The sequence below is a fragment of the Paraburkholderia sp. 31.1 genome, assembly GCF_014397645.1.
GTDB classification, from domain to species: Bacteria; Pseudomonadota; Gammaproteobacteria; order Burkholderiales; family Burkholderiaceae; genus Paraburkholderia; species Paraburkholderia tuberum.
The window spans coordinates 14,454-27,664 of record NZ_VZQN01000049.1 but is presented as its reverse complement, the minus strand read 5'-3'; the positions used below and the strand labels follow the sequence as shown (position 1 = coordinate 27,664).

The 13,211-nt window shown below is 60.5% G+C and carries 14 protein-coding genes and 4 pseudogenes; 5 read left to right on the top strand and 13 right to left on the bottom strand.

Annotation, left to right across the window (positions count from 1 at the left end; genetic code table 11):
- Window positions 1-22 precede the first annotated feature (22 nt).
- The gene (locus tag F6X37_RS29910; protein ID WP_090806381.1) at window positions 23-604 is read left to right on the top strand and encodes a YceI family protein; all 582 of its coding nucleotides are present in this window, start codon (window positions 23-25) and stop codon (window positions 602-604) included.
- A gap of 32 nt (window positions 605-636) precedes the next feature.
- Here the strand turns inward: F6X37_RS29910 and F6X37_RS29905 are convergent.
- The 6 genes and pseudogenes from F6X37_RS29905 to F6X37_RS29875 form a co-directional block, all read right to left on the bottom strand.
- Window positions 637-969: pseudogene (locus F6X37_RS29905) on the bottom strand (EAL domain-containing protein); the annotation flags it as partial.
- 36 nt (window positions 970-1,005) lie between these two features.
- Window positions 1,006-1,919: pseudogene (locus F6X37_RS29900) on the bottom strand (IS3 family transposase); the annotation flags it as partial.
- A 339-nt stretch (window positions 1,920-2,258) separates the two neighbouring features.
- On the bottom strand, window positions 2,259-2,453 hold the full coding sequence (locus tag F6X37_RS29890) for a hypothetical protein (protein WP_187613791.1): 195 nt from the start codon (window positions 2,451-2,453) through the stop codon (window positions 2,259-2,261).
- Complete coding sequence (locus tag F6X37_RS29885) at window positions 2,453-2,728, bottom strand: plasmid mobilization protein (protein WP_131317393.1); 276 nt, start codon at window positions 2,726-2,728, stop codon at window positions 2,453-2,455. Before F6X37_RS29885 ends, F6X37_RS29890 begins: the two co-directional genes overlap by 1 nt.
- Before the next feature lie 427 nt (window positions 2,729-3,155).
- Window positions 3,156-3,665 carry a carbohydrate kinase family protein gene (locus tag F6X37_RS29880; protein ID WP_262420076.1) on the bottom strand — a complete coding sequence of 170 codons (510 nt, stop codon included), beginning with the start codon at window positions 3,663-3,665 and terminating at the stop codon, window positions 3,156-3,158.
- Window positions 3,666-3,882: 217 nt separating this feature from the next.
- Entirely contained in the window at window positions 3,883-4,899 is a 1,017-nt protein-coding gene (locus tag F6X37_RS29875; RefSeq protein ID WP_187613790.1) for a Dyp-type peroxidase, read from the bottom strand.
- Between the two features lie 428 nt (window positions 4,900-5,327).
- Between F6X37_RS29875 and F6X37_RS29870 the strand changes: the two are divergent.
- Window positions 5,328-5,742 (top strand): annotated as a pseudogene (locus F6X37_RS29870) (IS6 family transposase); the annotation flags it as partial.
- Here F6X37_RS29870 and F6X37_RS29865 read toward each other — a convergent pair.
- Together F6X37_RS29865 and F6X37_RS29860 are read right to left on the bottom strand one after the other, a co-directional pair.
- Window positions 5,711-6,378 (bottom strand): annotated as a pseudogene (locus F6X37_RS29865) (IS6 family transposase). The pseudogenes F6X37_RS29870 and F6X37_RS29865 sit on opposite strands and share 32 nt — an antisense overlap.
- Before the next feature lie 184 nt (window positions 6,379-6,562).
- Window positions 6,563-6,772, bottom strand: a complete 210-nt coding sequence (locus F6X37_RS29860; RefSeq protein ID WP_187613806.1) for a hypothetical protein — start codon at window positions 6,770-6,772, stop codon at window positions 6,563-6,565.
- On the opposite strand from F6X37_RS29860, the gene F6X37_RS29855 reads away from it, so the two are divergent.
- Window positions 6,680-7,165: a response regulator transcription factor gene (locus F6X37_RS29855; protein ID WP_187613789.1), complete on the top strand. Its 486-nt coding sequence runs from the start codon at window positions 6,680-6,682 to the stop codon at window positions 7,163-7,165. The two genes, F6X37_RS29860 and F6X37_RS29855, sit on opposite strands and share 93 nt — an antisense overlap.
- Before the next feature lie 39 nt (window positions 7,166-7,204).
- Here F6X37_RS29855 and F6X37_RS29850 read toward each other — a convergent pair whose 3' ends face one another.
- Window positions 7,205-7,567 (bottom strand): response regulator, encoded by a 363-nt coding sequence (locus F6X37_RS29850; protein ID WP_262420077.1) that lies wholly within the window; start codon window positions 7,565-7,567, stop codon window positions 7,205-7,207.
- Window positions 7,459-8,232, bottom strand: a complete 774-nt coding sequence (locus tag F6X37_RS37250; protein ID WP_262420078.1) for a hypothetical protein — start codon at window positions 8,230-8,232, stop codon at window positions 7,459-7,461. The genes F6X37_RS29850 and F6X37_RS37250 overlap by 109 nt, the downstream gene beginning before the upstream one ends.
- Window positions 8,233-8,266: 34 nt before the next feature.
- Here F6X37_RS37250 and F6X37_RS29845 point away from each other — a divergent pair, with 34 nt between their 5' ends.
- The gene (locus tag F6X37_RS29845; protein WP_187613805.1) at window positions 8,267-8,572 is read left to right on the top strand and encodes a DUF4148 domain-containing protein; all 306 of its coding nucleotides are present in this window, start codon (window positions 8,267-8,269) and stop codon (window positions 8,570-8,572) included.
- 1,160 nt (window positions 8,573-9,732) lie between these two features.
- Here the strand turns inward: F6X37_RS29845 and F6X37_RS29840 are convergent.
- Together F6X37_RS29840 and F6X37_RS29835 are read right to left on the bottom strand one after the other, a co-directional pair.
- The gene (locus tag F6X37_RS29840; protein WP_187613787.1) at window positions 9,733-10,152 is read right to left on the bottom strand and encodes a hypothetical protein; all 420 of its coding nucleotides are present in this window, start codon (window positions 10,150-10,152) and stop codon (window positions 9,733-9,735) included.
- A gap of 717 nt (window positions 10,153-10,869) precedes the next feature.
- Complete coding sequence (locus F6X37_RS29835) at window positions 10,870-11,328, bottom strand: Lrp/AsnC family transcriptional regulator (protein ID WP_187613786.1); 459 nt, start codon at window positions 11,326-11,328, stop codon at window positions 10,870-10,872.
- 124 nt (window positions 11,329-11,452) lie between these two features.
- On the opposite strand from F6X37_RS29835, the gene F6X37_RS29830 reads away from it, so the two are divergent.
- Window positions 11,453-11,989, top strand: a complete 537-nt coding sequence (locus F6X37_RS29830; RefSeq protein ID WP_187613804.1) for an RBBP9/YdeN family alpha/beta hydrolase — start codon at window positions 11,453-11,455, stop codon at window positions 11,987-11,989.
- 307 nt (window positions 11,990-12,296) lie between these two features.
- Here the strand turns inward: F6X37_RS29830 and F6X37_RS29825 are convergent, their stop codons facing one another.
- Window positions 12,297-13,049, bottom strand: coding sequence for a hypothetical protein (locus F6X37_RS29825; RefSeq protein WP_187613785.1), 753 nt, complete (start codon window positions 13,047-13,049; stop codon window positions 12,297-12,299).
- Between the last annotated feature and the right edge of the window lie 162 nt (window positions 13,050-13,211).

Below are 13,211 nucleotides of genomic sequence, written 5' to 3'. Positions count from 1 at the left end.
CCTTCGACCTCTGGAGTCCAACTTGAAGCAATCCTTCCTGCTCGCCGCCGGCGCGCTCGCCGCTGCATGCTCGTTCAACGCGATGGCCGCCGCCGAAACCTACCTGCTCGATCCGACGCACACGTCGCCGAGCTTCGAGACCGACCACTTCGGCGGCCTGTCGATCTGGCGCGGCAAGTTCCAGAAAAGCAGCGGCACCGTCGTGCTCGATCGCGCGGCGAAGACCGGCACGGTCGAGGCGACAATCGACATGACCTCGGTCGGCATCGGCAACGACAAGCTCAACGAGGAACTGGTCGGCGACAAGTTCTTCGACACCGCGAAGTTCCCTACCGCGACCTACAAGGGCACGCAGATCCGCTTCGACGGCGACAAGCCGGTCGAAGTGATCGGCACGCTGACGCTGCACGGCGTCACGAAACCGGTCAACCTGAAGATCGAATCGTTCAAGTGCATCCAGCACCCGATGCTGAAGCGCGAAGTGTGCGGCACCGAATCGGTCGCGACGTTCAATCGCGACGATTTCGGCATCGATTTCGGCAAGGCGTACGGCTTCAACATGAAGACCACGCTGCATATCCAGGCCGAAGGCGTCAAGCAGTAAGCGCATCACGCCCGGCACGGCCGGGCGCCGAACTACTGGATCGCGGGCTGCGCCGGCGCGTGCGACGCGCGGCGCGCCTCCAGCCACGCGACCAGCTCCTCGCGGCGCATGGCCTTCGCGAACAGCGAGCCCTGTCCGTACTGAACGCCTCGGCGCAGCAGATACTCGACCTGCTCGTCGCGCTCGATTCCCTCCGCCACGACTTCCACCCCCAATTCGTGCGCCATGTCGATGATATGCGGCGCAACGATGCTCGACGCCGCCTGTTGGGCGATCGTGTCGACGAACGATTTGTCGATCTTCAGAACGTCGATCATGAAAGTCTGCAAATAGGCGAGGCTCGAATAGCCGGTGCCGAAATCGTTGGACTTGCCCCTGCATGACCGGACATGCGGTCACGCTTAGGTTGGTGAATTTGCTCGCTGGCGAAACTCGCGTGGTGAGCGGTATTTCAGGGCGCTGTGCGGATGCAACTCGTTGTAATGGTCAAACGCGATGGCCAGATTCTGCAACGCCGTTCCCGCGTCCGGCTTCGGCATCCACGAGACGTAGTCTCTCTTCATCGTTTTGACGAAGCTTTCGGCCATCCCGTTGCTCTGCGGACTTCTGACCGGCGTCGTGATGGCTTTCAGGCCCACGTTTTTTGAGAACGCCAGCGTCTCCCCGGCAATGTAGCAGGAACCGTTGTCGCTGAGCCACTCGATTTCGCTGTCGGTTTTCAGCGCACCATCGAAACGGCTTTCTACAGCCTGAAGCATGACATCACGCACCATGTCTCCGGTATAGCCTCCAGTGGTCGCAGCCCAGCTCATAGCCTCCCGGTCGCAACAGTCCAGCGCAAAGATGACGCGCAGCGGCGAGCCGTCATCACAACGGAATTCGAAGCCGTCCGAGCACCAGCGCGCATTGCTCCGGTCCACCGCGACCCTGCCATCGTGCCGGCGCCTGGATTCGGGATGTCGAGCGCGGCGCTCGAGCAGCAGGCCGTGGGTATGCATGACCCGATAAACCCGTTTTGCATTAACGCGAGGCTGCCCCTGTGCGTCCCGGTTTCGCCGTAGGAGGGCCCAGGCGCGCCGGTAGCCGTAAGTGGGCAAATCAGCAATCAGCCCCTGGAGCTCCGCAACGAGCGGCATGTCGTCACGGGCCGGCGTCTTGCGCTTGTCGACCCCTTCAGCGTCGCGCTTTGATTTCACCGCGAGATTAGAGCGCGACACACCCAGGACTTCACAGACCGTCTTCATCGGTCGTCCCCCGGCAGCAATGGTGAGCGCGCAATCAATTTTTTTGCCCGGCCGTACTCCACTGCTTCGCGTCCTTTAAGAGCAACTCGATCGTCGTCGCAGAAAACACGACGGCTGCTGAGTGATGGCCGTCATCCCTGAGGCACTTCGCCTCGTGATGGGCATCGATGGCAGGTCGCATGACTAGTGGATTGGCAAGATAATATGAGCGCAGGCGATCCGCCGTGAATTCTCCAATCGCCTGAACGCGGTGCTCAGGATACAACTCGTCGCCGATGCGCTCGTACATTTCATCCATTGCCGCGTCATGCTCATCGTGGCTCATCGCTCTCTCCGTCGTTTCAGCCCACACCGTTTCGCTTCAAATGAGCGGTCATTGCTTCTTGGCTCGCGCTGAGAGACTTTTCCTGTTAGCGCGGGAGCTTTTTCGTGTCGCCGCCTGCGCGCATCATGAGTTCCAACGTCGCTTCGAGTCGAATAACGCGCTCCGTCAAGCCCTCAATCTTGACCTGCTGATCCTTCACAGTGCCAGCCAGCGACACGACCTTGTCGTTCATCTTGATAACGGTCGTGAGCGCGTCCCACACCTTGTCTGTGACGCCCATCAGTGCTTACCTTCCGTCATCGCCGCGATTCGTTTGTTCGACTCCGCGACGAACGCGAGCGCGTCGTCCAGCGCTTCGTTCGCTTCGCTCGTGGACGCGTTCACGCGCGCGATCAGCGCATGCATATCCTGTTCATCCTCGGACGGCGTGAAGCCCTGCGCCGCCTGGCGCATTAATTCGCTCACGTTAAGCCCGAGGCGCTTCGCCGTGCTCGCAATCGCCCGCTTCTGAACCGCCGTCACCTGGACGACGATCCGCTCCGTTGCAGTTGCCATTTCCCTGCTCCTATGTACATGGACATGATATGTACATTTTAGGCGCATCTGTGGCATAGTCAAGTCGCATCGGACGGTGCCGCCTCGCGAGACGCGCGACTCGGATATCGGCGGTGTTAGGCTAATTCTTGACCTCGTAACACATCACTCTGGCTCGCCTGTTACGGGGTATTCGTACCTTTCGTGCAATTTCTGGCGGCTGGTGTCTAAAAACGTTTATTTATCAATGGCTTGGTGAATTCGCGTTCTGAGGAACTGGGGCAGCACGGGAAATCCTTGTGGGACGGGACTCTGCGGGCGATGACTGCCAGAAATTGCACGAAAGGTACGAATACCCCAAGAACCAATACCTTGGTCATCTTCTTTCTCTCGGATTCATTAAAGCGTTGAACGTTGCGCCGATAGCTCGGGTGGCCGTGCCGCCTGCTCACAGCCCGGCCTCTTCCAGTTCTTCGCGGTGCGGCGATCGCTCGGTGTCGCTAATCACTTGCGCCGCGCGAGCACCGATCCAGGCGCTGCGTCGAACCGCGTCGGACACGTCCCGTCCTTCGAGCAAGGCGCTGAGAACGCCAACCGCGAAGCCGTCTCCGGCGCCCACGGTGTCGATCACCCGCGAGACCGGATGCGCGGGCACAGTGCCGGAACCAGCCGCCCGGTCATCGAAATACGCGCCGTGCGGGCAGAGTTTGACAATCACCCGAGCCGCGCCGCGGTCGCGGAAGAATCGCGCGATCGCCGCTGGCTCACCGGTCCCGGCGAGAGCGAGCCCCTCGGCCACTCCGGGCATGACCGTGTCGCATGAGGCTGCCAGCTCAATGAGCCTTGAGCGCATCGCGTCCTGCGATGCCCAGAGGGCGGCCCTGAAGTTTGGATCGAAGACACGCTTGCGCCGGCACCGCACATCACATCGATCGCACGTTGCGTGAGCGCCAGGCATCCAGGAGACAGGGGAAAAATGCCAGTTATGTGCAGGTGACGCGCGCCGCGCAGCCAGTCCTCATCAAGGTCGTACGGCGTTATCAGACTCGCTGCCGACTCTTTTCGATGATATTCAACGGGCGGTGGTGCGAGACAATTATCCTTTGCCAGCATTATCGCTGGCTCAGGCCCCGGCCCGTCCACTTAGCCGACTGTCCGAATTCGCGAGGCCACCTCTATGTTCCTCTGCGGCTTGTTTCGTTTGATGGCGTGCTGGACGGCTGAGATGACGTCGACGCCGCCGCAGAGCCTCTGTCCGGGAGCGCGTCGAGCAGATCGGCGGACGGCACGAAGAAGAGACCTCCCGTCACTGCGCGGCTGTAGTCGAGCAATCGGTCGTAATTGCCCCGCGGGCGACCGACGAACATGTTTTCCATCATCTGCTCGATCGGCGCGGGCGTGCGCGCATAGCCGATGAAGTATGTCCCAAACTCCTTTGCGCCAGGACGGCCGAAGGCCATATTGTGCCGCAGGATCTTGATCTCCTGGCCGTTCTCATCGATGGTCGTGAGCGAGCTATGCGAGCACGAGGGCTTCACAGCCGCGTCTAGTTCGACGTCGGACAGCTTCTTGCGCCCGATGATCTTTTCCTGTTGCTCCACCGTCAGGCCATCCCATGCATCCATATTGTGAAAGTACTTCTGCACAATCACATAGCTGCCGCCCGCGAATTCCGAATCCTCCTCGCCGATGATCGTGTGGTTCGGGGCGCTTCTCCCTGATGGATTCTCCGTGCCGTCGACGAAGCCCACCATGTCGCGCAGGTCGAAGTAGCGAAAACCCTGCACCTCGTCGACGACCGTGACGGCGTCGCCCAGTTTGATGAGCAACTGTGACGCGAGCTCGAAGCATAGATCCATGTGATCCGCGCGGATATGCAGCAGGATGTCTCCGGGTGTGGCAATGGCGCGGCGCTCGCCCGATCCGACCTCGATGAAAGGATGCAGCGACGCGGGACGCGGCGCGCCGAAAAGAAAATCCCACGCTTCGGAACCGAAGCCGCACACGCAAGAAAGGTTAGCGGTAGGCGCGCGCGTGCCGACCGCGCGGACCAGCGCGGCAATGTCGCCGCACCATTCACGCACGGTGTCGGCTTGGCCTTCGCCGCGCGCTACCGTGAGTGTGAGGAAGATCGCACTTCGGGAAATCGGATCACAGACGGCTTGTGGTTCGGGAGTGTCGTTGTTGGGCATCTGAAATTTATTTGATTACGCCAAGGGAGTCACGACGGCATTCATGCAACGGCGGACCGCGATGGACTCGAAATAATGCTGGATTTCGTCACCCAAGCAAGCCTCGCCCCGTGCGCACATGGTCGACCTAAAGCAAGAACGTTGGAATATCTCGTTCATTAAAACCGGTACGACCCGATATAGATAGTCCGTTCCGCTTTCGCTGATACTGGTTGCACTGGGAGCTTGCTGCCAGTGCAGGCGGAACATGCACCCGCGGGCTACGAATAAGTCGACCCAAACGCCTGGACGTTTGCCGCTTTAGCTTCGAGTCCGCGGGTGCGCTTGCGCTCGTCAACGAATACTCAGGGTTCGCCGTCGCACCGGCTCACTATATTGCCTTCGCAGGGCGTTGTCACGCTCGCGCGCTGGTCAGCCAAGATGACGTGATGAAGAAGACGAAATCGCTCTACCATGGCCATCGATTTCCGGCGTCAGTCATCAGCCACGCGGTTCGGTGGTATTTCCGCTTTCAACTTCAGCCTTCGCGACATCGAGGAGCTACTGTTCGAGCGCGGCGTGGTTGTCAGCCATGAATCGATCCGGCGGTGGACGGACAAGTTCGGCGCCAGTTTTGCGCATCAGGTCAGGACTGCCCGTCGCAAGCCGGGCAGCACATGGCATCTGGACGAAATGTTCGTGACGCTGCGCGGCGAGCCCTGGCTGCTGTGGCGTGCAGTCGATGAGCACGGCATTGAACTCGACATCCTGCTTCAGAAGCGCGGCGACAATGTGCGGCCGAACGAAACCGCGGCGCGCGAGGATGATGAACTCATGCGGCGAGACGTCCGAGCATCGAGACGCACGTCACCCTCTCCCAAGCCTCGAAGGCTTGGGTGCGTACCTCTCGCTTCTGTTGCGCATCCGTGTGATATCGGCAGTGCATGAACAGGTTGCCCACCTGATCATGGACCGAACCGAATCGTTGTAGTTGACGCACTGACTTGAAGTGGCGCATCACTTTCTCGCGTATCCGCGTTGGCTGGTGCGAGTTCTCCGCCCGGTTGTTCAATCCTTTGTGCTGGCGGTGTTCGACGTTCAACCCCAGATCCTTGTTCGCTGCGGCGTAGCTCTTGAGCTTGTCGGTGATCAGTACACGCGGGGCGCGCCGTGCTGGTCCACCGCACGCCACAACCAGTGCTTCTTGCCGTTGATGGTGACCACCACTTCGTCGAGGTGCCACTTATCGCCGCGGGCCAACGCGGTAGAGCGAATACGCCGGGCAATGCCCAGGCCAAACCTCACCGACCAGCGCCGCACCGTCTCGTAGGTCAGATCGATGCCGCGCGCGCCCAGCAGTTCTTCGACCATGCGCAGGCTTAATGGGAAACGGTAGTACAACCACAGCGCGTAGCCGATCACGTCGGGCGGGAATCGGTAGCCGGCATAGGAAATGGTGTCGGTGGCAGGTGCGTCGTGCTGCAGGGCGGCTCGTTTCATATCAGAGATTGTCGCCGGATCTCCGTCAACCTGCCAATAACGTGACAGTACCCTTGAAAGACAAGCGCCGATACAGGCGATCGGCTGGAATTGTGCGCCATCAGCAGTTCCAGCCAGTCAAGCAGGGAGAAGTCAGACGCCGATACACTCGTTCGCTTTTCGCATCGCGTGACATAGGCCGGTCTCAACGGCAAACCGCGTGTAAGATCGTTCGAATACTGCCACCGTGGCCGATTGCTGCAATTCGAACGCCGCTTGCTTCATCCGTACGAATGTGCATGTGTTGCCGGGAGACGATGCGATGCGCGTACTGCTCGTCGATGATCACGAACTCTTCAGAGCCGGTCTCGGACTGCTCATCAGGGAGCTTTTTCCGGATGTCGAACTGCTGCATGCGAATACGTTATCGCATGGAGTCGATCTGGCGATGACCGAGCAGCCGGACATCGTTTTTCTCGACCTCGAACTCCCTGACGGGCACGATTGCGACGCGCTGGTCCGGTTGAAAGACGCACGATCGTCCTTGCCCGTGGTCGTCGTATCGGCTGATGAAAGCATGGAGACGGTCGGTCGATGCCTCGAACTCCGCGCGATGGGCTACGTGCCGAAATCGTCGTCGCCCGAAGCACTCCATGCCGCGATCGTTGCCGTGCTTTCAGGCGGCGTGTTCCTGCCCGCAGCGAGCATCGCCGGGCTGAGGCGCGCGATCGACATCGCCGGGGCACCGGCACGCGAATCAGCAGTAGCACAGCCGACGAACGGCGGCGCCGCACTGAACTCATCGTGATGCTGGCCGACAAGGGCGTAACGCTCGGGACGCTATCGGTCACCGATCCTTCGCGAGATCGAGACTCACCTTCCGATGGGCCGCAACGAACCGGCTGATATTCGCCACCAGATCTTCCGGTGCCGAGGACTTGCGCAGCAGCACGAATGGCTCCGGAAAGTCGCGAAGCACTTGAACGGAGAGTAACTCGCCGGTGATAAATGCGACCGGAATAACGCCCACCCACGCGACGTGACGCCTGATCCGATCGGCAACCTCCTTGCCGGAGGCCCCATCGCGCAGCCGGATATCGGTCACGATGAAATCGGGAATGCGGCTATCATCGGCGAGAATGGCTTCAAACCCGACCATCGACTCCGCGGCCTGCACAAGCGAGCCCGCGCTCGAGAAAAGGCGTCGCAGGCCTTCGAGGACGGTTGGTTCGTCGTCACACAGCAGCATGAACGTGCCGTTGAGAATATGGCCCGCTTGAAGGGTGACCGGTCGGTCTCGATGGACGGCGGGGCCACTCGTCGCCGCGCGAGTCTGAGATCGATTCCCCGCAACTGGGCCGTCTGCCGGTACTGCTCGAGCACCTCGGTCAACAGGTTGAGCGTATTGACCGACGTCAGGCGGGGAACATACGAGCCCAACTCGCTATAGTCCTGAATGTCCTTGAACATGTCGAGGATGTCGGACGCGGTCTCCTGGATGACGTCGAGGTCGCGTTCCACCGCGTGTTCGTCCCTGATCCGCGACGCAGCTTCGACGCGCGCCTTGGCCGCGCGCAAGTTGCGCTGATACATGAATTCGCGTCTTGCCGAACGTTCCAAGGGAATACTGACAACCAGCCCGATGGCATATGTCAGCGGCACGCTCGTGCCGTGCGCAATCACCGACGACAGGTGCATGCCGAACCTCTCGCCCGGAGGCTGGAGGTAGAGCATGAGCAGGTAGCTCGCGACGCAAAGCCCGACCAGCCACGCTGCCGTGATCGCCCGAAGCCGGAAAGCCATGAATATCGTGAACAGGGTAAGCGTCAGGATCGAATAGTGTTCATGCCACGGCAGGTCAACGATCTGCAGCATTCTGAGGGTGGCCAACCAGGCGCTGAGCGTCCACATGCAGAGCAGCGCGACGGCCCAGCGTTCGTCGAGTGCGCGCGGGGTCTCTCAGACCGATCCGACACCGACACTTGCCCAGGTGCGGGCGGAGCTACAGCAGCTCGAACAGGCCGGGTATGATCCGGTCAAAGGCGAGGATGCGAGTTATCCGAGCGACATCCAGGCGGCGGAGGCACGGATATCGACCCAGAGCCCAACCGCGTATGGCGGCGTGCCCTTCGGCTCATCGACGTCCGGTTCCCGCGCGGTCGTTCGCCCCGCCTCTATCGAAGACATGAAGCAACTCTATTTTGGAGGCGAGTAGTACCTTCCCCTTCTTCCCGCTGTGGTGTGCCACACCGGAACCGCTGCTTGATCAATCGCGGAACGACCTGTGCGCCGGAAATGTCAATCTTCGGCGCACGCCGGAACCTGGGAGCGGTTGCCTCCCTTGTGCCGCGATCCCAGCGACCATTGCCTTGCTGCTGGGTTTCCCGATTGTCCACGAACGGGCCGGAACTGACCGGCGAGCTTCCGTAAGCGACCCACTTCTGCCCCTCGACCGACGGTATCTCAACGGGAGCTTTAGCTGGCGGAGCAGACAGTCGGAAAAGTCGTTCGGAGGGAGGCACGAGCGATGCGCTGGCGTGGGCGCTACACTCATATCTGTACTCCGACTGCGATGACTATGGAGACGGCGAGGACCCACAGCTCGATGGCGGTGAAGCGGGGGTATCCAATCTTTTTCATCGTCTTCCTCTCCTTATGCCCCGCAGCCTGAACTTCATTGGGCATTCCTGGCCGGCAAGTACCTGCTCTGGCCGTCGTCGATGTGCAACAAATCGAGGGCTTGTACCTCAGCCGACGTTGAAACCTCGGCCCGAGGTCGAGGTCGACGCGCCGTACTTGGCCGGGGTCTGCGCCTGTCTACCGGTGGCAGGCGCTTTCCGCCGCTCGCTGACCGCTCGGTAAAAAAAAGCCGGCGGAAGCCGGCTTCGAAGGAGGTTCCGTTTTTCCCAGGGGTGGGAAGGTAGGAACCTGAGGAGACTCATTGTGTCAACGCGTTGGCCGGGTGATGTCCTACAACTGTTCACAAGCGTCCAAACTAAGCCCTGCCGATTCGATCCTCGCCTCCTACATAACAATCGCACCGTCCATGGAACCATGATATGCGGATGGTCCCAAGACGGCCATTCTACGAACGGTTGCCGCAGTCGTACGTGAGCGTCGGGCTCTTATACTCGTGTATATCATCGAGACGATGAAGCGGGCCGGGCGTCGAACAAACATATCGCGCAGTACAACAAGACGGAGCCTGCCTGCCCGAGCGGCGGGTACGGCGGGGTAGCAGACGTCGGAACGTCCGCGCGAAGGTGCCGACCAACGTCCGTAGCGGGCCGGCCTCTGCCGCTTGGACGGTCGCGATATCGGTATGCATGGTCCAGCGCAATTCCATTCGGCGTTGATCGGGTCGGCCGGGCGCCTTTACTCGCCCTTGCGTGCACCGAAGAGCGGCAGCATCCAGAATGGTTTGAGCCACTGCGCCCAAAGGGGCGCGGCCTCATGCGGAATGCCCCGTTCGGCGTTCGACGGCTCGCGAGCGAGCAGTTGTACAAGTGTTGCTTCCGCTATCCGGCGCCCCTCCGCAAAGCTCATAAAAGCCGGCACCAGTGCGTTGAGTGCAATCGGATCCGCGAGCAGCCCACGCAATGTCTGCTCGTCCATCGCTTCGAGCTGCAGTTCGTACTCGATTTGCAGCGTGCTTTGCAATTCGGCCAAAGTCAGCATGTCCACCTCCCGGTTGATCGACGAAAATGGATCGAAGCTTCTTCGCGCATACCGCCTGCATAGCTCGCCATTGACGATCGGAAGCGGCCGCAGAGGTCTCCTGCCGCCCGAGCGCATGCGTGCTGCGTATCCGTTCCGTCGGTCAATAGTATGGCGCACTTGTGCAGAGCAGCAAATGTCATTTTCATGCCGGGTCGCACCCCAATTGAAGAACGCTTTCTGGTCAACATTCAAGGGCTTACCCGCATACCGGTTCACAATGTTGAATCAAAAATGAGACTGCTGCAGCGCACACAAATGCAATATGTCTTTTTCGACATCGTCTGGACCGCAACGGCTCCCAACTGCGCCTCACCCGGTGCGGCTCACCTCAAATCCGCACAGTCGTACCTATTGACCTAACCTCCCTTGTGACCAAACGTGTGCGCGACAATCACGGTATGTGAGGCAGGATACGCACTGAGCGGCAGTACCCGACATTTAACGACGAGTATGGGGACGCTGAACGCGCAATCCTTAGCCATGTTCCAGGCCCGTCTACTCTCTGTTGGGTCTGGCTGCGAACTCTTTTCGAAGAACCCGTGGCGGCGAGCACCGATTTAACGTCGGCGGGAATACGTCGGCGGAAGCTTCACGTTGTTTGCTCAGTTTGCTCAGATGGACCAAGCCCACGGACATCGAAGGGAAAACCGGGGAACCGATTTTCTCCGCATGCCGACAAGAGACCCTCCTCCCGCGATCGTCGGCGTTCATGCGCTGCTCGCCGACGCGCGCCTCAACCAGCTGACGCGTACCGACCCGAAGCGGTCATCCAGATTTCTACAAAGCAGCCCGTCAAGTCTGCGATCCGAGGATCGCCTTCGGCGGATAGCTCGCTAGCACGACAGAAGTGGCCACGGGCCCGAATCTGGCAAGCGCGTCGATTGCGGTTTCGAGCTGGGCCATCTCTTCAACCACAATCCGAACGATGAAGCAGTCTTCACCAGTGATCCGGTGCGCCTCGACGATCTCAGGCATTGCTTCGAAGGCGCTCAGGCAACGCTCAATCTCAGCGTGGGTGGTGCGGATTCGCACGATCGCCGCGATGCCCCGACCGACGAGGCCGGGGTTTATCCGCGCCGCGTAGCCCTCGATGACTCCCCGCTCCTCGAGCCTTCTGATGCGGGCGGTGACAGCCGGCTGAGAAAGCCCGATCTGCTTCCCAAGTTGCGTGTTGGTGACACGTGCATTGCGCTGAAGCACCTCCAAGATCCGCCAGTCGAGCCTGTCCAACGTTACCGGCTTAGTTTTCATTTGTGAGCACCCTCAAGCTCAGTCAATTCGTTTGTGTATGACCATCAATCCATTTGATTTGCGATGTTGCCTGAATTCGCGAGCTTTTACACTGGATGCTCATTCACTCATGGAGATCTGGCAGATGGACTACCCCGTTCTTGTTGTTCCTGGCATCGGCAACTCTGGTCCATTGCACTGGCAGAGCGTATGGCAAGCCGCGCATCCGGATTGGCAACGCCTCGCAGTCGAGGATTGGGATTACGTCGTGTGCGATGACTGGGTAGCGGCGATAGAACGGCAGCTAGCGGCAAACGGGAGGGAGACTGTCATAGTGGCGCACAGCCTCGGATGTCTGGCCGTGGTCCATTGGGCTGCCAGGTACGCGCGGAAGATTCGTGGCGCGCTGCTTGTGGCCGTGCCGGACCCGGCATCACCGGCGTTTCCCCGGGTAGCCGCGGGCGGATTCGCGCCCCTGCCATCGGAGCGGTTGCCGTTTCCGACGACCGTCGTATCCAGCACCAACGATCCATACGGCAGCGTGGACCACGCACGCGCCTGCGCAGCTGCGTGGGGCAGCGAACTCGTCGAAGTTGGAGCGAAGGGACATCTCAACGCCGACAGCAACCTTGGCAATTGGCCCGAAGGGTTTCGATTGCTGGAGAAGATGAACAACGGTTGATCCGGTGTTCAACCGCCGGCGTGCCTATTCCAGCATGCGAAGTCGGATCGCTCACGGGTCGCAGCTGCCGACGGTGGAATAGTTCTTCACTGAGCGGCAATGGAAACACGCATCCAGTTTCGGGATGGCGCCGCTGATTGTTGACGATCTATGCCGTGCCGTCGAACGGCAGATATTGGCCGACTCCAGTCCACGATGCTCACTGCCCACGCTGCCCAGCAGGAAGATGGGTGGTGTTCTTCCAAGTAGACGAGCGCAACCTCTTGTGGCGCCGGGGCTGACTCGATGGCCCCGGGCTCGCCGCACGTCACATCATTCCGCTGTTGCTGCCCGTACTGCCAGTGCCGGAAAAAGGTGCGGACGTCGCTGTAAGCGGATGGGCGAGACCCGCCGCGGACAGCAGCGAGACGGCGGCCTGATCGGGCATGCCATTGGCGTCGAGAGCCCCTGCTGCCGCTAGCGCGCCCAGGTCGCGGTCGACACCTATTTGGCCAACGGTAAAGGATGTCGTTAGAAACGCCGGTGCCGTCAGCGTGAGCGCATAGCGCTGCTGTAGATTCGTGACGACTGCCGATTGCGCAGCCTGCACGTCGGCCTGGTTTGCCAGCACCTCCTGGAACTGTGAGTTGGTCGGGAAGCCCGCTATCAGACCGCTCTCGCTCGTGCCGAGTTGCGAAGCGATGTAGACAAACATCAGTTCGGTCTCTGGCGTCGTATTGAAGGTGCCGCCGGCAAATGCCACCGAATGCAGGCCAATGCCACCAGAGGTCACGGTGAGGATGCAGGGAGGCGTGGCATTGAACGTAATCGCGTAGTGTCCACCGCCGTCGGACAGGGTGGAGCCCGAGCCCTGCACACAACTGAAGCTGACCGTCGCGCTGGCGACCCCACTACCGGTGGCGGCCGTGCCGGATATAGCGACGGTTGGCGTCACGTTTCCGCCACCGCAACTGTCGAGGCCGATACAGGCGTTTCCGCCGCAAGCGGCGAGCGTTGCGAGGGAAGCCACGCAAATTGCAGCCAGCGCCGGACGAACGAAACACGCGTAGTGAGTGTTCATGGTTGCCTGCCGTTGATAGATCGGGATGGGGCAATCGGTTCCACGGAACGGACCAATGCTACGTACAATTTTAGCGCCCCATGCCTGGAGACCGTTCTACACGTCAATCACATTCGCCGGTGTTATCAACTGCTGAACGGTGGCTCGTCGGCTCGCCGACAC